The sequence below is a fragment of the Citrobacter sp. wls708 genome (assembly GCF_005281255.1).
Classification (GTDB): domain Bacteria; phylum Pseudomonadota; class Gammaproteobacteria; order Enterobacterales; family Enterobacteriaceae; genus Citrobacter; species Citrobacter werkmanii.
The window spans coordinates 359,006-378,223 of the sequence record NZ_SZXE01000015.1 but is presented as its reverse complement, the minus strand read 5'-3'; the positions used below and the strand labels follow the sequence as shown (position 1 = coordinate 378,223).

Annotated in this window: 12 protein-coding genes; 4 read left to right on the top strand and 8 right to left on the bottom strand. The window is 54.2% G+C overall.

Annotation, left to right across the window (positions count from 1 at the left end):
- The first annotated feature begins 13 nt into the window (after positions 1-13).
- Both macA and macB read left to right on the top strand, forming a co-directional pair.
- Positions 14-1,129, top strand: coding sequence for a macrolide transporter subunit MacA (macA, locus tag FDW97_RS07070; RefSeq protein ID WP_038641845.1), 1,116 nt, complete (start codon positions 14-16; stop codon positions 1,127-1,129).
- Entirely contained in the window at positions 1,126-3,072 is a 1,947-nt protein-coding gene (gene macB / locus FDW97_RS07065; protein ID WP_087855946.1) for a macrolide ABC transporter ATP-binding protein/permease MacB, read from the top strand. The genes macA and macB overlap by 4 nt, the downstream gene beginning before the upstream one ends.
- A 74-nt stretch (positions 3,073-3,146) precedes the next feature.
- Here macB and cspD read toward each other — a convergent pair whose 3' ends face one another.
- Complete coding sequence (gene cspD / locus FDW97_RS07060) at positions 3,147-3,371, bottom strand: cold shock-like protein CspD (protein WP_003036813.1); 225 nt, start codon at positions 3,369-3,371, stop codon at positions 3,147-3,149.
- A 323-nt stretch (positions 3,372-3,694) separates the two neighbouring features.
- Between cspD and clpS the strand changes: the two genes are divergently transcribed.
- Entirely contained in the window at positions 3,695-4,015 is a 321-nt protein-coding gene (gene clpS / locus FDW97_RS07055) for an ATP-dependent Clp protease adapter ClpS (protein WP_006683877.1), read from the top strand.
- A 30-nt stretch (positions 4,016-4,045) separates the two neighbouring features.
- Complete coding sequence (gene clpA / locus FDW97_RS07050; protein ID WP_038641840.1) at positions 4,046-6,322, top strand: ATP-dependent Clp protease ATP-binding subunit ClpA; 2,277 nt, start codon at positions 4,046-4,048, stop codon at positions 6,320-6,322.
- Between the two features lie 268 nt (positions 6,323-6,590).
- Here clpA and yegQ read toward each other — a convergent pair whose 3' ends face one another.
- The 7 genes from yegQ to FDW97_RS07015 form a co-directional block, all read right to left on the bottom strand.
- Positions 6,591-7,952 (bottom strand): tRNA 5-hydroxyuridine modification protein YegQ, encoded by a 1,362-nt coding sequence (yegQ, locus tag FDW97_RS07045; protein ID WP_137350821.1) that lies wholly within the window; start codon positions 7,950-7,952, stop codon positions 6,591-6,593.
- Between the two features lie 165 nt (positions 7,953-8,117).
- Positions 8,118-8,840, bottom strand: coding sequence for a two-component system response regulator BaeR (gene baeR / locus FDW97_RS07040; protein ID WP_038641831.1), 723 nt, complete (start codon positions 8,838-8,840; stop codon positions 8,118-8,120).
- Positions 8,837-10,240 (bottom strand): two-component system sensor histidine kinase BaeS, encoded by a 1,404-nt coding sequence (baeS, locus tag FDW97_RS07035; RefSeq protein WP_069323480.1) that lies wholly within the window; start codon positions 10,238-10,240, stop codon positions 8,837-8,839. The genes baeR and baeS overlap by 4 nt, the downstream gene beginning before the upstream one ends.
- Positions 10,240-11,652 carry an MFS transporter gene (locus FDW97_RS07030; RefSeq protein ID WP_110497464.1) on the bottom strand — a complete coding sequence of 471 codons (1,413 nt, stop codon included), beginning with the start codon at positions 11,650-11,652 and terminating at the stop codon, positions 10,240-10,242. Before FDW97_RS07030 ends, baeS begins: the two co-directional genes overlap by 1 nt.
- On the bottom strand, positions 11,649-14,729 hold the full coding sequence (gene mdtC / locus FDW97_RS07025) for a multidrug efflux RND transporter permease subunit MdtC (RefSeq protein WP_137350820.1): 3,081 nt from the start codon (positions 14,727-14,729) through the stop codon (positions 11,649-11,651). Before mdtC ends, FDW97_RS07030 begins: the two co-directional genes overlap by 4 nt.
- Positions 14,730-17,852 (bottom strand): MdtB/MuxB family multidrug efflux RND transporter permease subunit, encoded by a 3,123-nt coding sequence (locus FDW97_RS07020; RefSeq protein ID WP_137350819.1) that lies wholly within the window; start codon positions 17,850-17,852, stop codon positions 14,730-14,732.
- Complete coding sequence (locus tag FDW97_RS07015; protein WP_137350818.1) at positions 17,852-19,099, bottom strand: MdtA/MuxA family multidrug efflux RND transporter periplasmic adaptor subunit; 1,248 nt, start codon at positions 19,097-19,099, stop codon at positions 17,852-17,854. Before FDW97_RS07015 ends, FDW97_RS07020 begins: the two co-directional genes overlap by 1 nt.
- Positions 19,100-19,218 lie beyond the last annotated feature (119 nt).

The window sequence follows — 19,218 nt, the reverse complement described above, 5'->3', positions numbered from 1 at the left end:
AATTGGGACATTTATGAAGCTCAAGGGAAAAATCAAAAAACGCTATTTTATCTTCGCCATCATCCTTATTGTGGCGATAATTGCACTATGGCGAACGCTTAATGCGCCTTTACCTCAGTACCAAACGTTAATTGTTCGTCCAGGCGATCTCCAGCAAAGCGTACTGGCAACCGGGAAACTGGATGCGCTGCGAAAAGTTGACGTCGGGGCGCAGGTCAGTGGGCAGTTAAAAACGCTGTCGGTCGCGATTGGCGATAAAGTAAAAAAAGATCAACTGCTTGGCGTTATCGATCCTGAACAGGCGCAAAACCAGATCAAAGAGGTTGAAGCGACGCTGATGGAATTACGCGCTCAGCGTTTACAGGCTGAAGCCGAGTGGAAGCTGGCGCGGGTGACGCTTTCCCGTCAGCAACAGTTGGCGAAAACCCAGGCGGTTTCACAACAGGATCTCGATACCGCGGCTACCGAGATGGCGGTCAAACAGGCGCAAATCGGCACCATTGATGCGCAGATTAAGCGTAATCAAGCCTCTCTTGATACAGCAAAGACCAACCTTGATTACACCCGCATTGTGGCGCCGATGGCGGGTGAGGTTACGCAAATAACCACCCTGCAAGGACAAACCGTTATTGCCGCCCAGCAGGCGCCTAACATTCTGACGTTAGCAGACATGAGTACCATGCTGGTGAAAGCGCAGGTTTCCGAGGCGGATGTTATTCACCTGCATCCCGGACAAAAAGCCTGGTTCACCGTCCTGGGCGATCCGCAGACGCGCTACGAAGGTACGCTGAAAGATGTCCTGCCGACGCCGGAAAAAGTGAATGATGCGATTTTCTACTATGCCCGCTTTGAAGTGCCTAACCCGAAAGGGATCCTGCGTCTGGATATGACCGCACAGGTTCATATTCAGCTCACGGATGTCAAAAATGTCCTGACCATCCCGCTATCGGCGCTGGGCGATCCTATTGGCAATAATCGCTATAACGTCAGGCTGCTGCGTAACGGCGAAACCCGCGAGCGTGAGGTGGTGATCGGCGCGCGCAATGACACCGATGTCGAGATTGTGAAGGGGCTGGAAGAGGGAGATGAAGTCATTACCGGCGAGGGCAATCCAGGAGCGGCGAAATGACGGCATTGCTTGAGCTGAGCAATATCCGCCGCAGTTACCCGTCAGGCGAAGGGCAGGTCGAGGTGTTAAAGGACGTTTCCTTGAGCATTCAGGCCGGTGAAATGGTGGCAATTGTCGGCGCGTCTGGTTCGGGTAAATCGACGCTGATGAACATTCTCGGCTGTCTCGATAAACCTACCAGCGGCACGTATCGGGTGGCCGGGCGCGATGTCTCCACCCTCGATAGCGATGCGCTAGCGCAACTGCGACGCGAGCATTTCGGTTTTATCTTCCAGCGTTATCATTTGCTGTCGCATTTAACCGCCGCGCAAAACGTTGAGGTGCCAGCGGTCTATGCCGGGACTGAACGTAAGCAACGTCTGGCTCGTGCGCAGGAATTACTCCAGCGGCTGGGGCTGGGCGACAGGGTTGACTATCAGCCTTCCCAGCTTTCCGGTGGTCAGCAGCAGCGGGTCAGTATTGCGCGTGCGTTGATGAACGGTGGGCAGGTTATTCTTGCCGACGAACCCACCGGCGCGTTGGATAGCCATTCTGGCGAAGAGGTGATGGCGATTTTGCATCAACTTCGCGATCGCGGACATACGGTAATTATCGTTACGCACGACAGCCAGGTCGCCGCGCAGGCCGAGCGCGTCATTGAAATTCGCGACGGAGAGATCGTACGTAATCCGCCGCCGCACAAATCTTCTGGTGGACGCGAAATCTCCGAGTCGACAGTGAAAACAGTATCCGGCTGGAGTCAGTTTATCAGCGGTTTTCGCGAAGCGCTCACCATGGCCTGGCTGGCAATGGCTGCGAATAAGATGCGTACGTTGCTGACCATGCTGGGGATTATCATCGGTATTGCTTCGGTGGTTTCAATTGTGGTGGTGGGGGATGCGGCAAAACAGCTGGTGCTGGCAGACATTCGCGCTATCGGTACCAATACCATTGATATCTATCCCGGCAAAGATTTCGGCGATGACGATCCGCAGTATCAACAGGCGCTGAAATATGACGATTTAACCGCGCTGCAGAAACAGCCCTGGGTAAGTTCGGTGACGCCTGCGGTGTCGAAGAACCTGCGGTTACGCTACGGTAATATTGACGTGGCAGCCAGTGCGAACGGCGTTAGCGGCGACTATTTCAACGTCTATGGTATGACGTTTAGCGAAGGCACCACCTTTAACGCTGAGCAACTGGCTGGCCGGGCGCAGGTGGTGGTGCTTGACAGTAATACCCGACGTCAGTTGTTCCCCAACAAAGCGAAGGTGGTGGGCGAGGTCATTTTGGTGGGAAATATGCCTGCTACGGTGATTGGTGTTGCAGAGGAGAAACAGTCGATGTTCGGCAGTAGTAAGATCCTGCGGGTCTGGCTGCCTTACAGCACCATGTCCGGGCGAATTATGGGGCAATCGTGGCTGAACTCAATCACCGTGCGAGTGAAGGACGGTTTTGATAGCGCTCAGGCTGAGCAGCAACTTACCCGTCTGTTGTCGTTACGCCATGGGAAGAAAGATTTCTTTACCTGGAATATGGACGGCGTCTTGAAAACCGCCGAAAAGACCACACGTACATTACAACTCTTCCTGACGCTGGTGGCGGTCATTTCGCTGGTGGTAGGTGGGATCGGCGTGATGAATATTATGCTGGTTTCGGTAACCGAACGAACGCGCGAGATTGGCATTCGTATGGCGGTTGGCGCGCGCGCCAGTGATGTGCTGCAACAGTTCCTCATTGAAGCGGTGCTGGTATGTCTGGTTGGCGGCGCGTTGGGCATCACGTTGTCGATGCTGATCGCCTTTACGCTACAGTTATTCCTGCCCGGCTGGGAAATTGGCTTCTCACCCGTTGCGCTGCTCACGGCATTCCTGTGCTCAACCGCTACCGGAATTTTGTTTGGCTGGTTACCGGCGCGTAATGCGGCGCGGCTTGATCCGGTAGATGCGTTAGCGCGGGAATAATGTTACAGAGATAAAAATGCCAGCCGCAAGGGCTGGCATTTTGACTGCGGGATGTACACAATGAAACAGAAGGGTTAAGCGACGGCTTCTGCTTCAATGACAGGCACGATGACACTGGCATGATTGCCTTTTGGCCCCTGGTGGACATCAAACTGGACAGACTGTCCGGCTTTTAGCGTTCTGTAACCATCCATCTGAATGGTGGAGTAATGGGCGAAAATGTCTTCGCCGCCGCCTTCGGGGCAGATGAAACCAAACCCTTTGGCGTTGTTGAACCACTTAACAGTACCCGTTTCCATACTTCGACATCCTTCGTAGATCTTATATAAGTAAGATGGAATGAACCGGTTGCGGAGTGGGGGCTGTTCAAAACCTCGCCAACTCTCGAAACTACAATTTAGAGAAATCAGGCGGGGCGTCAAGCGTCAGACGGATGGAATAGGGTAAAAATGCATCAAAATTTGAAGCAGTTAACGCTATTGTCGGTTCTGTGACAGATGTCGCGGATGGCACTAATAGATGATAGTTATCTAATACTTGAGGTAGATTGATTGTGTGCATAGGCTGCTTGTCAGCGGCAACATTTTCTGCCGGAAACCGTAACTGAAGATGACGACTGACAATGAGTAAGACGAACGACTGGCTGGATTTCGATCTGCTGGCGGAAGACAAATTGCGCGACGCGCTAAAACCGCCATCTATGTATAAAGTGATATTAATCAATGATGATTACACTCCGATGGAGTTTGTTATTGACGTGTTACAAAAATTCTTTTCTTATGATGTAGAACGTGCAACGCAACTGATGCTTGCAGTTCACTATCAAGGTAAAGCTATCTGCGGCGTATTCACTGCCGAAGTGGCTGAAACCAAAGTCGCGATGGTGAACAAATATGCAAGGGAGAACGAGCATCCGTTGCTGTGTACGCTGGAAAAAGCCTGAATGCAGGCATAAATATTGGGGGAGGTGCCTATGCTCAATCAAGAACTGGAACTCAGTTTAAACATGGCTTTCGCCAGAGCGCGCGAGCACCGACATGAGTTTATGACCGTCGAGCACTTGTTACTGGCGTTGCTCAGTAACCCATCGGCCCGCGAAGCGCTGGAAGCGTGTTCTGTGGATCTGGTGGCGCTCCGTCAGGAACTCGAAGCCTTCATTGAACAAACCACACCCGTATTGCCTGCCAGTGAAGAAGAGCGCGACACGCAGCCAACGTTGAGTTTTCAGCGTGTACTGCAACGCGCGGTCTTTCATGTTCAGTCCTCCGGGCGCAATGAAGTTACCGGCGCAAATGTTCTGGTAGCTATCTTTAGCGAGCAGGAATCTCAGGCGGCCTATCTGCTGCGTAAGCATGAAGTGAGTCGTCTGGACGTGGTGAATTTTATTTCTCATGGCACGCGCAAAGACGAACCAAGTCAGTCTTCTGACTCCGGGAATCAGCCAAATAACGAAGAGCAAGCTGGCGGGGAGGACCGTATGGAGAACTTCACGACTAACCTTAACCAGCTTGCCCGTGTGGGTGGAATTGATCCGCTCATTGGCCGGGAAAAAGAGCTGGAGCGCGCCATTCAGGTACTCTGCCGCCGTAGAAAAAACAACCCGCTGTTGGTGGGTGAATCTGGCGTCGGTAAAACCGCGATTGCCGAAGGCCTTGCCTGGCGTATTGTCCAGGGCGACGTGCCGGAAGTTATGGCGGACTGCACCCTTTACTCTCTGGATATCGGGTCGCTGCTGGCGGGCACCAAATACCGCGGCGATTTTGAAAAACGCTTTAAGGCGCTGCTGAAACAGCTGGAACAGGATACCAACAGCATCCTGTTTATTGATGAGATCCACACCATTATCGGTGCGGGTGCGGCATCGGGTGGCCAGGTGGATGCGGCGAACTTAATCAAGCCTCTGCTCTCCAGCGGTAAAATCCGTGTGATAGGCTCCACGACCTATCAGGAATTCAGCAATATTTTTGAGAAGGACCGGGCGTTAGCGCGCCGTTTCCAGAAAATTGATATCACTGAGCCGTCGGTAGAAGAGACCGTGCAGATTATCAACGGTCTGAAACCGAAATACGAAGCGCACCATGACGTTCGCTACACCGCGAAAGCAGTGCGTGCCGCGGTCGAACTGGCGGTGAAATACATCAACGATCGTCATCTGCCGGATAAAGCCATTGATGTGATCGATGAAGCGGGGGCGCGTGCGCGTCTGTTACCGGTCAGCAAACGCAAGAAAACCGTTAACGTAGCCGATATTGAGTCCGTGGTGGCCCGCATCGCGCGTATCCCGGAGAAGAGCGTGTCGCAGAGCGATCGTGATACGCTGAAAAATCTGGGTAACCGTCTGAAAATGCTGGTATTCGGACAAGATAAAGCCATTGAGGCGCTGACTGAAGCGATCAAAATGAGCCGTGCCGGTCTCGGCCATGAGCATAAACCTGTCGGTTCATTCCTGTTTGCCGGACCGACTGGCGTTGGTAAGACCGAAGTCACGGTGCAGCTGTCCAAAGCGCTCGGCATTGAGCTGCTGCGTTTTGATATGTCCGAGTATATGGAACGTCACACCGTCAGTCGTCTGATTGGCGCGCCTCCGGGATATGTCGGTTATGACCAGGGCGGTTTGCTGACCGACGCGGTCATTAAGCACCCGCATGCGGTCCTGCTGTTGGATGAAATCGAAAAAGCGCACCCGGATGTCTTTAACCTGCTGCTGCAGGTAATGGATAACGGTACGCTGACCGACAATAATGGCCGTAAGGCGGACTTCCGTAACGTGGTGCTGGTCATGACCACCAACGCCGGGGTACGTGAGACCGAGCGTAAATCGATTGGGCTTATTCATCAGGACAACAGCACTGATGCGATGGGCGAAATCAAAAAAGTGTTTACGCCGGAGTTCCGTAACCGTCTCGACAATATTATCTGGTTCGACCATCTCTCTACCGAGGTGATTCATCAGGTTGTTGATAAGTTTATTGTCGAGTTGCAGGTACAGCTGGATCAGAAAGGCGTCTCACTGGAAGTAAGCCAGGAAGCACGTAACTGGCTGGCTGAGAAAGGCTATGACCGCGCGATGGGCGCACGTCCAATGACGCGTGTTGTTCAGGACAACCTGAAAAAACCATTGGCCAACGAACTGCTGTTTGGTTCGCTGGTGGATGGTGGTCAGGTAACCGTTGAGTTGGATAAAGAGAAAAATGAGCTGACCTATGGTTTCCAGAGTGCGCAAAAGCACAAGCCAGAAGCCGCACATTAAGTTCTAATCACTAATGAGCCGGGCGTAATGCCCGGTTTTTTTTCGCCTGAATGTTGTGATTTGAATTGGGGGTACCCGGAGTATTTAACCGGCAGGCAAAAAATAAGCCTGCGTAAGGGAGATTACGCAGGCTAAGGAGGTGGTTCCTGGTACAGCTAGCATTTATGGGTTATGTTTTTCAGCGGGTGGGATAATACCCTTAATGAACGAAACGGTATGTGATCGATTTCTAAGAATCTTCCGATCGCTGAAAAATAACCGTAATTAACTACTTAGCATGCGGGTTACGTGTGGACTCACCGGCAAAATTACGCATTAACAAGGCATAATTCAGATCGATATCCTCAGGTACCGGCATCCACACGGTGTAACCATCGCCCGGAGCAACCGGCATGGCTTCGCCTTTCGCGTTTTCCATCTGCTCAAGGGTAAAGTTGATATTGCCCTGTGGGGTCATCAACTCCAGGCTGTCGCCGACGGTAAATTTGTTTTTCACCAGTACGGCTGCCAGTTTGCCTTTACGTTCGCCGGTAAATTCGCCAACAAACTGCTGACGCTCTGACACAGAGAAGCCGTATTCGTAGTTCTGATAGTCGTCATGCGTATGGCGGCGCAGGAATCCTTCGGTGTAACCGCGATGCGCCAGACCTTCCAGCGTTTCCAGCAGTTGCGGGTCGAATGGTTTGCCGGCAGCGGCATCATCAATGGCTTTGCGATAAACCTGCGCGGTACGTGCACAGTAATAGTATGACTTGGTACGGCCTTCGATTTTCAGCGAATGCACGCCCATCTGCGTCAGACGCTCAACGTGGGCAATAGCACGCAAATCTTTCGAGTTCATGATGTAAGTGCCGTGTTCGTCTTCGAAAGCGGTCATGTACTCACCAGGTCGCTGGGCTTCTTCAATCATAAAGACTTTATCTGTCGGCGCGCCAATACCCAATGTGGGTTCGACGTTTTGTACCGGGATCGGCTCGTACTTATGTACGATATTGCCCACCACGTCTTCTTTCCCTTCCTGCACGTTGTATTCCCAGCGGCAGGCATTGGTACAGGTGCCCTGGTTCGGGTCGCGCTTGTTGATGTAACCAGAGAGCAGGCAGCGCCCGGAGTAGGCCATGCACAATGCACCGTGAACGAAGATCTCAAGCTCCATATCGGGCACCTGGGTACGGATCTCTTCAATTTCTTCCAGCGACAGTTCACGAGAGAGGATCACGCGGGTCAGCCCCATCTGCTTCCAGAATTTGACCGTCGCCCAGTTAACGGCATTAGCTTGCACCGACAGGTGAATATCCATGTCAGGGAAGTTCTCGCGCACCAGCATAATCAGACCCGGGTCCGACATGATCAGCGCATCCGGACCCATTTCCACCACCGGTTTCAGATCACGAATGAAGGTCTTCAGCTTGGCATTGTGCGGGGCGATATTAACCACCACATAGAATTTTTTACCCAGTTCATGGGCTTCATTAATGCCGAGCTGCAGGTTTTCGTGGTTGAATTCGTTGTTGCGTACGCGCAGTGAATAACGCGGTTGGCCCGCATAGACAGCATCTGCGCCATAGGCGAAAGCGTAACGCATATTTTTCAGCGTTCCCGCCGGGGAAAGGAGTTCCGGTTTAAACATAATTATCTCGTTCTGATGACAGGTCAGACTCGCCTCACTTAATGAGGCGGTTAGGGGAGTGCCCCCATATTAAGGGCGGGCATTGTAGCGCTGAGGGGCGGGCAGGTAAAGTCATTGTGCTGGTGGTCGCTTCGCCTTACCCGATATCATTTGGACTATCGCTGATTACGCAATTCGGCACGCATCGGCTTCCCAGCGATACCCTACGCCATACACCGCGCGGATAAATGACTGCTCCGCATCCAGCGATTCCAGCTTGCGTCGCAGGTTCTTAATATGGCTGTCGATGGTGCGGTCGGTAACGACGCGGTAATCGTCATACAGATGGTTGAGCAACTGCTCGCGGGAGAACACTTTTCCCGGCTCATGTGACAGCGTTTTGAGTAAGCGGAATTCCGCGGGCGTTAAGTCGAGCATTTTCCCCCGCCACGACGCCTGAAAACGACTTTCGTCGACAATTAGCGGGCTGTCTGCATCCATTTGTTGCAGTTCGCGCTGAGGTTTACAACGACGCAGGATCGTCTTCACGCGAGCGACGACTTCGCGCGGGCTGTAGGGTTTACAAATATAATCATCCGCACCAATCTCCAGTCCCAGCAGGCGATCAATCTCTTCGATTTTTGCGGTTACCATCATGATGGGAACTTCAGAGAAACGGCGAATTTCCCGACACAGGGTCAGGCCATCGGTGCCGGGCAGCATCAGATCCAATAAGATCAGATCGGGCGGCGTTTGACGTACGTAAGGCAGAACCAGATCGCCATGGCTGATGAGCGTAGGCGCGTAGCTTGCCGCCCGCAGATAGTCGATAAGCAGTTGTCCCAGCTTGGGTTCGTCTTCCACGATCAGAATACGCGGCGTGTTTTCATCAATGGGTAACTCTGTCATACATCTCTCTGTAAATCGCGTTCGAGCGGTAGCTCTACTGTAATGCTAACCCCGCCAAAAGGCGAATGGGCGGCGTGGATCAGACCATTATGCGCCTGGACGATATTGACGCAAATCGCCAGCCCCAAGCCGGAACCTCCGCTGGCGCGGTTACGCGAGCCTTCGGTGCGATAAAACCGTTCAAACAGCTTCTGCAATTGTTCTTCACTCACGCCGGGAGCGGAATCCGCGAAGGTTAATAACACCATGCGTTCACGTTGTTCGGCGCTGATATGCAGCCCGCCGCCGCTGTCGGTATAGCGCAGGCTGTTTTCCAGCAGATTGTTGAATAATTGCATCAGACGATCTCTGTCGCCAAATACCGTCATGCTGTCCGGGAGAGAAAGTTGTATCGTCAATCCACGACTGGCAAAGCGTTCACGAAATGCACCGCTTGCCACTTCCAGCAGGGGAATAAGGTCCAGCGATGTTTTCTGATAGGCCAGCGCGCCTTCATCGGACATGGAGAGCTGATGAAGATCGTCCACCAGTTTGGTGAGCGTTGCGACTTCTGCCTGTAAAGAGGTAATGGAGTCAGGGGTAAACTGGCGTACCCCATCCTGAATGGCTTCCAGCTCGCCGCGTAGCACCGCCAACGGCGTACGCAGTTCGTGAGAAATATCGGCCATAAAGTCACGCCGCATCTGCTGGTTTTTTTCCAGTGTACTGGCAAGCTGGTTGAAGTCTTGCGCCAGTTTGCCCAGCTCATCGGTACTGGTCGGCGCAACGCGGGTGGTGAAATCGCCTGCCGCCAGTTTATGCGTGCCTTCCACCAGTCGCTTGACCGGGGCCAACAGGCTGCGCGCCAGCGTAAACGTTGCCAGCGCCGCCAGAATTGTGGAGAGCGCGACGATAAGCCAGCTGGAGCGTCTTTGCTGCATGTCGAAATTGATATCCGTATTTCGCGTTAAGCGCTCTACGGGAGAGGCAATCACGGCACCCACTTCGCTACCGTTGACGCGGATAGGATGGCGCATACCGTCGTGAGGGACCGGAGCGCGCGGGCCGACCAACACGCGAGCGTTTTGATCAACAACCCAAAATTGGGTACGCCAGCCGTGCGGCGGCATGCCGGGACCAGGTTTATCATCGTCGTTGTCGTGTTCAAATGAGCGCAGGATCTGAAAAACAAAACGATCGTTATTGCGTAAGAACCGCCAGTTGCCATGCTGCTCATACTGCTCGCTCAACGCGTCGCTGAGCATTTGCAGACGCTGCTCGTTACCGTGTTTGATATAGTCAATAAAACCCCGTTCGAAGCTAATGCGTACGGCCCAGTGCATACTGATCAGCAACACGATGCAGGTGGCGAAAATCGCCAGAAACAGTTTGCCGGTAATACCGGGCCGCCAGAACTTCATCAGGTGCTCCTTCTGCGCCGTGAAATCACCGCGTTAGTTTGCGTGTCGTTCGGCACGCGGGCAAAAATAATGGCGGGCAGCGCAATAATGAATGCAATGCACAGCCAGGTATACATAAAGACGGTATGCGTACTGCCGCTGTCGATAGCGATATGCTGCTGGCCAAACATACCTAGCAACAGGCCAGCGATAGTCACCCCGATACTCATCGACAATTGCATGATCATCGACAGCAGGCTGTTGCCGCTGCTGGCGAGATCGTCTGGCAGGTCTTTCAGCGTCAGGGTATTCATGGATGAAAAACGCGTTGAGTTGACCATTCCCTGTAAGAACAGCACCAAGGGCAGGGCGTAATACCAGCCGAGCAGCGCGGTGGTCATCAGCAACAGGCTGACCAGCGACAGGCCAAGCGTTGTGGCGACCAGTACGCGGCGGTAGCCAAAGCGGTTAACGACCTGTACCACAATGCGCTTCATGCTCATACTGCCGAGCACCATCGGGACCATCATCAGCCCGGCATGAAAAGGTGAAAAACCGAGGCCAATCTGTAAAAACACCGGCGTCATAAACGGCAGCATACCGCTGCCGATGCGTCCGGCAAAACTGCCGAGCAGACCTAACGAGAAGGTTGGTGTGTGAAACAGATTCAAACTAAACAGCGCGCGTGGATTACGATGGGCGTGTTTCAGATACAGCGCAATAGCCAACACCCCGCAGATAACCAGCGCAGCCAGCGTAATACCGGAGATGCCGGTTCCTTTACTGCCATCGAGCGCCACCGTTAGCACTGCCATGCCGACCGCCAGCATCGCGAATCCCGAAAGATCAAAGCGTCGCGTTTGCATCGTGTAGTTGGGCATCAGCATTAACGTTGCTATCGCGCCGACAATACCAACCGGAATGTTCAGCAAAAATATCCAGTGCCAGGAGGCATACTCAACCAGAACGCCGCCTAACGCCGGACCCAACAATGGGCCAATCTGACCGGGTAACGTGACAAACGTCATCGCCGCCATATATTGCTCACGCGGGACGATTTTCATCACCGTTAGCCTGCCAACCGGTACCATCATCGCGCCGCCAACGCCTTGTAAGACGCGCGCCATCACCAGCTCGTTGAGCGTGCCGGACCAGGCGCAAAACAGCGAGCCAAGCGTAAACAGGATGATGGCGGTGAAGAAGATATTGCGCACGCCAACTTTATCGGCCAGCCATCCGCTGGCAGGCAGCATTACGGCAACGGTTAATACATACGACACAATGACCATATGCATATGTAACGGGCTTTCTCCGAGGCTGGCGGCCATCGAAGGAAGCGCGGTATTAACGATGGTGGTATCCAGCGACTGCATAAAAAAGCCAAATGCCACAATCCAAAGTTGCCAGCGGGTGCTGTCGGGAAGTTCTGTCATAACTCGGCTACCGGTTTGCTATTTTTACGCGAAAAACGCAGACGCAGACGGTCGAAAAAGAGATACACCACGGGCGTGGTGTACAGCGTCAGGAGTTGACTCACTACCAGCCCGCCGACGATGGTGATCCCTAATGGCTGGCGCAGTTCGGAGCCATCACCTGCGGATAACACCAGCGGCAGCGCGCCAAACAGCGCAGCCAGCGTGGTCATCATTATTGGGCGAAAGCGTAACAGGCAGGCCTGGAAAATGGCTTCCTCCGGTTGCAACTTACCGTTTCTCTGCGCTTCCAACGCAAAATCGACCATCATGATGGCGTTTTTCTTCACAATACCAATTAATAGCATGATCCCTATCAGGGCGATTAGGCTGAACGGGGCATTGAATAGCTCCAGTGCCAGTAACGCCCCGACGCCCGCTGAAGGCAGTGTGGAAAGAATAGTCAGAGGGTGAACATAACTTTCATACAGCATGCCCAACACAATGTAGACCGTTGCGATGGCCGCGATAATCAGGATCACCTGCGAGTTCATGGTGTCCTGAAAGACCTGCGCGGTACCGGCAAAACTACCGCGAACCGTTGAGGGCACGCCAAGCTGGGTCATCGTCCTGTTGATGGCCTCTGTCGCTTCAGAAAGTGAAGAGCCCGTCGGCAGGTTAAACGACACCGTTGACGCGGCGGACAAGCCCTGATGATTCACCGACAGCGGGGCATTCGCCGGTTGCCATTTGGCAAAATACGATAATGGGATCGCCTTACCGTCATTGTTGATGACGAACATTTTGTCCAGCGCGCTAATATCCTGGGTATAGCGCCGATCGACCTCCATCACCACTTTGTACTGGTTCATGGGCTGATAAATTGTCGAAATCTGCCGTTGTCCGAAAGCGTTATTCAATAGGCTGTTGGCGGCGGCAACATCGATTCCCAGACGGGACATGGTGTCGCGATCGTAAATCAGATTCATCTCCGCGCCATTGTCCTGCTGATCGGAGTTGACGTCCGCCAGTTGGGGCAGGGCGGCTAACGCCTTACGAATTTTAGGTTCCCATTCACGCAGCGCCGCCAGATCGTCGGACAGCAGTGTGTACTGATAGCTGGCGTTGGCCTGGCGTCCACCGACGCGAATATCCTGCACTGCCATCAGAAACAGATTCGCGCCCGGCTCTTTTGCCAGCGCGACGCGCAGGCGGTCGATCACCTGTTGCGCGCTTTCACGGCGTTCATCGCGTGGCTTGAGGGTAATAAACATCATCCCGCTATTGACCCGGGAACCGCCGGTGAAGCCAGTGACATTATTCACCGCCGGATCGTCGCGGATGATCTGCATAAAGTCCTGCAGTTTGCCGCGCATCGCCTGGAAAGAGATGCTTTGGTCAGCCTGGATCCCACCCATCAATACGCCTGTATCCTGCTCAGGGAAGAAGGTTTTCGGGATGGAAATGTAGAGCCAAATATTCAGCGCAATGGTACCGAATAATACCACGCCCACCAGGCGCGTATGGCGCAGTACCCATTTAAGCGATGTGCCGTAACTCTGTTGCAGCGCTACCAACACGCGACCAAATCCCCGCTTACGCGTCTGCGCGCGCGGGGCGCTGGATTTAAGCATCCAGCCGCACATCATTGGCGTTAATGTCAGCGACACCAGCAGGGAAATGCCGATGGCAACCGACAGCGTGACGGCAAATTCGCGTAACAGCCGCCCCGGCAGGCCGCCCATCAGCAGCAGCGGCAGAAACACTGCCACCAGTGACAGGCTCATGGAGAGCACCGTAAAACCGACTTCGCGCGTGCCTTGTAACGCTGCCTGAAGTGGTTTCATTCCGGCTTCCAGATGGCGGGCAATATTTTCCAGTACCACGATGGCGTCATCGACGACAAAACCCGTGGCAATGGTTAGCGCCATTAACGACAGGTTGTTCAGGCTGAATCCGCACAAATACATGGCGGCAAATGTGCCGATTAGCGAGACCGGAACCGCGACGGCGGGGATAAGTGTTGCGCGTCCGGAACGCAGAAAGACAAAGACCACCAGGATGACCAGCGCCACGGAGATAATCAGCGTCTGTTCAACTTCCTCCAGCGAGGCGCGAATGGTCGGAGAGCGGTCCTGGGCAATTTGCAGATCGATGGCGGCCGGGACCAGGGCTTGTAACTCCGGTAGTTTGGCCCGGATGCTGTCTACTGTCTGAATGATATTGGCTTCCGGCAGTTTGCGGATCATCAGCAGGATGGCCGGTTTGGCATTGGTCATCCCCGCATTGCGCACGTCCTGCACCGAGTCGCTCACCGACGCAACGTCACCTAACCTCACCGCAGCGCCGTTATTGTAGTGGATGATAATGGGTTGGTATTCGGCTGCCGTTTTTAGCTCATCGTTGGTTTGTACCTGCCAACGATGGGTTTCACTCTCGATAGCTCCCTGCGGCTTACGCACGTTGGCGTTATCAATTGCGCTACGCACGTCGTCGAGTGAGACTCCCTGGTTAAACAACGCTTGCGGGTTGAGTCCTACACGCACGGCGGGCAGAGAACTGCCTCCCACATCCACGTCACCGACGCCGTCGATTTGCGCGATGGTTTGCGCCAGTTGGGTCGAGGCGAAATCGTACAACTCACCCTGAGAATACGTATCAGAAGTGAGCGTCAGGATCATAATCGGCGCGTCGGAAGGGTTGGCTTTGCGGTACGTTGGGCGACTGGGCATTCCGCTTGGTAGCAGGCTTTGTGCGGCGTTAATCGCGGCCTGAACGTCTCGCGCAGCGCCGTTGATGTCACGGTCGAAATTAAATTCGAGAATAATGCGTGTGCTGCCAAGCGAACTGCTTGAGGTCATTTCATTCACGCCCGCGATGCGGCCCAGAGAGCGCTCCAGCGGTGTGGCGACGGAGGAGGCCATCGTTTCAGGAGATGCGCCGGGTAATGAGGCGCTAACCATAATCACCGGGAAATCCACCTGCGGCAGCGGGGCCACCGGCAGCAGACGAAAGCCCAGTATGCCGCACAGAGTGATGGCCACAGAAATGAGAATAGTCGCCACCGGACGATGAATGAAAAGCGCGAAAAATTTCATTTACGCTTCCTCTTCCTGACGTGGGAAACGGCTTTTCACATACAGCGACAAACGATCAAACAGCAGATAAATCACCGGGGTGGTGAACAGCGTTAATACCTGGCTTAACAGCAGACCACCGACCATACCAATCCCTAATGGACGGCGTAATTCAGCACCCACACCGGTACTTAACATCAGGGGCAACGCGCCCAGCAGCGCCGCCAGCGTGGTCATCAGGATCGGGCGAAAACGCAGCAAGCAGGCCTGGAAAATAGCTTCACGCGGCGCCATACCCTGTTCGCGCTCTGCGGCCAGGGCAAAGTCGATCATCATGATGGCGTTTTTCTTGACGATACCGATGAGCAAAATAATGCCGATAATCGCAATGACGTCCAGTTCGCTGCCGGCAATCATTAACGCCAGGAGCGCGCCAACGCCTGCCGTGGGCAGCGTGGAGAGAATGGTAATCGGGTGAATAAAGCTTTCATACAGCACGCCGAGTACGATATACATCGCAACAACCGCTGCCACAATTAGCCAGATAGTGTTGCCCAACGCGGCCTGGAAGGCCAACGTACTGCCCTGGAACTGGGTGGTAATGTTCGCTGGCAGGTTAAGCGTTTTTTCGGCATCCAGAATCGCCTGTACCGCATCGCCCAATGAATAGTCGTCTGGCACATTGAACGAGATGGTTGTCACCGGGAACTGATCGAGATGGTTAATCGACAGTGGGGCAAAACGCTGTTCAATGCTGGCGATAGCGCTGAGCGGCACCACGCCGCCGTCGCTACTGGTCAGACGAACAGTGTCCATGGCCGCAAGCCCTGGCGTCGTGTTGGTGTCATGTTCTAACACGACGCGATACTGGTTTGCCTGCGTATAGATGGTTGAAATCAGGCGCTGGCCGAAGGCGTTGTACAGGGCGTTATCGACATCCGCCATGCTGATACCTAAACGGCTGGCGCTGTCGCGATTGACGTTCACATAGGCTACCAGCCCTTTGTCCTGCCAGTCACTGCTGACATCAGACACCTGCGGAAGCTGTTGTAGCTTTTCCAACAGTTGGGGAACCCAGGTGCTGAGCGCATCCAGGGAGGTTGCTTGCAGCGTGAATTGATATTGCGTCCGGCTGACTTGAGTGTCAATCGTCAGGTCCTGCGTAGGCTGAAGATAGAGGTCGACGCCGGGAACGTTGTTTACTGCCTCTTGTAACCGCGCGATCACTTTCTGCACGCGATCGTCACGTTCATCCAGTGGCTTAAGGTTGATTTGCATACGTGCGCTGTTTAATGCCGGATTGGTGCCGTCCACGCCAACAAAAGCGGTCAGGCTCTCAACCGCCGGATCTTGCAGGATGACATCTGAAACCTGACGCTGACGCTGGGCCATGCTGGCAAACGAACTGGACTGCGGCGCCTGCAGCGTGCCCTGAATGATGCCGTTATCCTGTATCGGGAAGAATCCTTTTGGAATAAAGATCCACAGCATGACGCTCAGCGCCAGCGTGCCAAGCGCCACGCTGAGCGTCAGCCACGGATGGTTGAGCACCTTTGCCAGCCAGTGGCCGTACCCGGCGATGACGCGATCAAACATCCGTTCCGAAGCGCGAGAGAAGCGGTTCTGTTTACGTAACGATGCCTGGCTGAGCATGCGGGCGCACATCATCGGCGTAAGGGTGAGCGACACCACCGCAGAAATCAGGATCGCCACGGCCAGCGTTACGGCAAACTCGCGGAACAATCGCCCGACAATATCGCCCATAAACAACAGTGGGATCAGCACGGCGATCAGCGAAAATGTCAGAGAGATGATGGTAAAACCAATCTCGCCCGCACCTTTCAGGGCGGCGGTCAGCGGTTTTTCGCCTTTTTCGATATAACGTGAAATGTTCTCAATCACCACGATGGCGTCATCCACCACAAAACCGGTGGCGATGGTTAGCGCCATTAAGGTCAGGTTATTGATAGAGAAATCAAGAAATACCATGACCGCAAAGGTGCCGATTAGCGACAGCGGAACGGCGACCGCGGGTATAATCGTCGCCGGGATATTGCGCAGAAACAGGTAGATAATCATAACAACCAGCGCAATCGCCAGCATCAGCTCAAACTGGGTATCAGCTACAGATGCACGAATATTGGTTGTACGATCCGAAAGCACGCTGACTTTTACTGATTTAGGCAGGCTTTCAGTGAGCTGCGGCAGCATTTGGCGGATGCTGTCAGCAGTGGAAATGATGTTTGCCCCAGGCTGGCGCTGAACATTCATCACAATGGCTTGTTGCTTATTGGCCCATGCGCCCAGCCAGCTATTTTCTGCCCCTTGCTCCACGGTCGCGACATCGCCCAGACGTACCGGCGCACCGTTTTTATAGGCAATAATCAACTGACGATATTCATCTGCAGACTGCATCTGGTCGTTAGCTGAGAGAGTGACGGCGCGCGTTGGGCCATCAAGACTGCCTTTGGCCGAATTGACGTTAGCGCCGGTAATTGCCGTACGAATGGTTTCGCTGGTCAGACCGAGCGCGGCAATGGCCTGCGCATTAAGCTTGACGCGGACGGCCGGACGTTGCCCACCGGAAAGCGTTACCAGACCCACGCCGGAAACCTGAGAGATTTTCTGTGCGACGCGGGTTTCGACCATATCTTCCACCTGCGTCATCGGCATGGCGCTGGAGGTGACAGCCAGCGTCATGATTGGTGGATCCGCCGGGTTTACCTTGCTGTAAACCGGCGGGTTGGGCAGATCGCCCGGTAATAAATTGGTCGCGGCGTTAATTGCGGCCTGTACTTCCTGCTCGGCGACATCCAGCGGAAGCGTCAGTTGAAACTGCAATGTCACGACCGAGGCGCCGCCGGAACTTTGCGATGACATCTGTTTTAAGCCGGACATCTGTCCAAACTGACGTTCAAGCGGCGCGGTCACTGCCGAGGTCATGACGTCCGGGCTGGCGCCGGGGTAGAGCGTTACGACCTGAATCGTGGGGTAATCCACTTCCGGTAAGGCGGCGATCGGCAAGAAACGATAACCGATAATACCGGCTAACAAAATGGCGACCATCAGCAGCGTGGTGGCGATGGGGCGCAGAATAAACAGGCGCGATGGGCCGCCTGAGTTGCCGGGTGGTAACACCTGCATCAGGAGTTAGCTCCTTTTTTGCCGTAGCCGCGCGGCGCAGTTTTCTCGTCTGTCACTGAGGCGTCTTGCCCCTCCACGACTTCAACTTTTGCCCCTTCCGTCAGGCGGTCAATACCGTCGGTCACCACGCGATCTCCTGCGGACAGCCCGGCGGTAATCACCACTTTCTGGCTATCCTGGATACCCGGTTTCACCAGGTGTTTACTCACCTTATTGTCGCTGTTCAGCACCCAGACAAAGTGACCTTCATTACCCATTTGCAGGGCGGCCGTAGGGATGACTACGGCATTTTGTTCCGTATTGACCAGCATGCGGGCGTTAACGAACTGGTTCGGGAATAAGGCATCATCCTGATTGTTAAACCGGGCCTTAACTTTGATGGTTCCGGTGCTCGTGTCGATCTGATTGTCGAGACTCAGCAGGACGCCTTCGCTCAGTTTTTGCGAATTAGTACGGTCCCAGGCTTCGACTTTCAGCGGGTTTCCCGATTTTTGCGCCCGTAACACGGTGGCGATGTCGTTTTCAGGTAAGGTAAATATCAGGTCGATAGGGTGGGTTTGTGTAATGACGACGATACCGGTGGTATCGCTGCTGGAAATCTGGTTGCCAACATCCACCTGCTTCAAACCGACCCGACCATCGACAGGGGCAGTTATACGGCTCCAGTCGAGCTGCAATTGGGCGCTGGCGACGCTGGCTTCATCCGCTTTGATTGTCCCTAACGTCTCATTTACCAGCGCCTGTTGGGCATCCAGCTCCTGGCGGGAGACCAGATTGGTTTTTACCAACTGCTGATAACGCGCAAGGTCTCGACGGGCATTCGCCAGCGTGGCTTTATCTTTTGCCAGTTGCCCCTGCGCCTGAGCCAGTGCAACTTTAAACTGGCTGGGGTCTATCTCTGCCAGCAGGTCGCCAGCTTTTACCTGTTGCCCTTCCTCGAAGTGTAACGCGATGAGCTGGCCATCTACCCGGCTTCGCACCGTAGCGGTATTGGCGGCAGTAATGGTGCCTAGCCCCGTCAGATAACGTGGAACGGCTTCCTCGGTGGCGGTGGCAGCCTGAACGGGAGCCAACGGCCCGGAACGCATACCACGACGCCCAGCCCCTGGCGAGTGCTGTGCTGGTTTGGTCGCGCCTGGTGCGGTTCCCTGGGGTTCACTGCGGCTTTGCCAGAACCAGAATGCGGCGATGGCGGCCACGACGATCACAATTGCTATCACCCGGCGGGATTTGTTACTGCCTTTCATTGTTATGAGTTTCTCATCCTGAAACGATTCGCGGAATGATACTAGTTTAGCCAGCGAACAAGGGAGAAAAATGGAGGAATTATGAAACACTGTCGGGATTCGTCTGAATGCTGACGCGG

Excerpts from the sequence above, each read along its gene's own strand:
- baeS (WP_069323480.1), bottom strand. The coding sequence starts at position 10,240 with ATGAAGTTCTGGCGGCCCGGTATTACCGGCAAACTGTTTCTGGCGATT.
- clpS (WP_006683877.1), top strand. The coding sequence starts at position 3,695 with ATGAGTAAGACGAACGACTGGCTGGATTTCGATCTGCTGGCGGAAGAC.
- macA (WP_038641845.1), top strand. The coding sequence starts at position 14 with ATGAAGCTCAAGGGAAAAATCAAAAAACGCTATTTTATCTTCGCCATC.
- mdtC (WP_137350820.1), bottom strand. The coding sequence starts at position 14,729 with ATGAAATTTTTCGCGCTTTTCATTCATCGTCCGGTGGCGACTATTCTC.
- FDW97_RS07015 (WP_137350818.1), bottom strand. The coding sequence starts at position 19,099 with ATGAAAGGCAGTAACAAATCCCGCCGGGTGATAGCAATTGTGATCGTC.
- baeR (WP_038641831.1), bottom strand. The coding sequence starts at position 8,840 with ATGACAGAGTTACCCATTGATGAAAACACGCCGCGTATTCTGATCGTG.
- FDW97_RS07030 (WP_110497464.1), bottom strand. The coding sequence starts at position 11,652 with ATGACAGAACTTCCCGACAGCACCCGCTGGCAACTTTGGATTGTGGCA.
- clpA (WP_038641840.1), top strand. The coding sequence starts at position 4,046 with ATGCTCAATCAAGAACTGGAACTCAGTTTAAACATGGCTTTCGCCAGA.
- cspD (WP_003036813.1), bottom strand. The coding sequence starts at position 3,371 with ATGGAAACGGGTACTGTTAAGTGGTTCAACAACGCCAAAGGGTTTGGT.
- yegQ (WP_137350821.1), bottom strand. The coding sequence starts at position 7,952 with ATGTTTAAACCGGAACTCCTTTCCCCGGCGGGAACGCTGAAAAATATG.
- FDW97_RS07020 (WP_137350819.1), bottom strand. The coding sequence starts at position 17,852 with ATGCAGGTGTTACCACCCGGCAACTCAGGCGGCCCATCGCGCCTGTTT.
- macB (WP_087855946.1), top strand. The coding sequence starts at position 1,126 with ATGACGGCATTGCTTGAGCTGAGCAATATCCGCCGCAGTTACCCGTCA.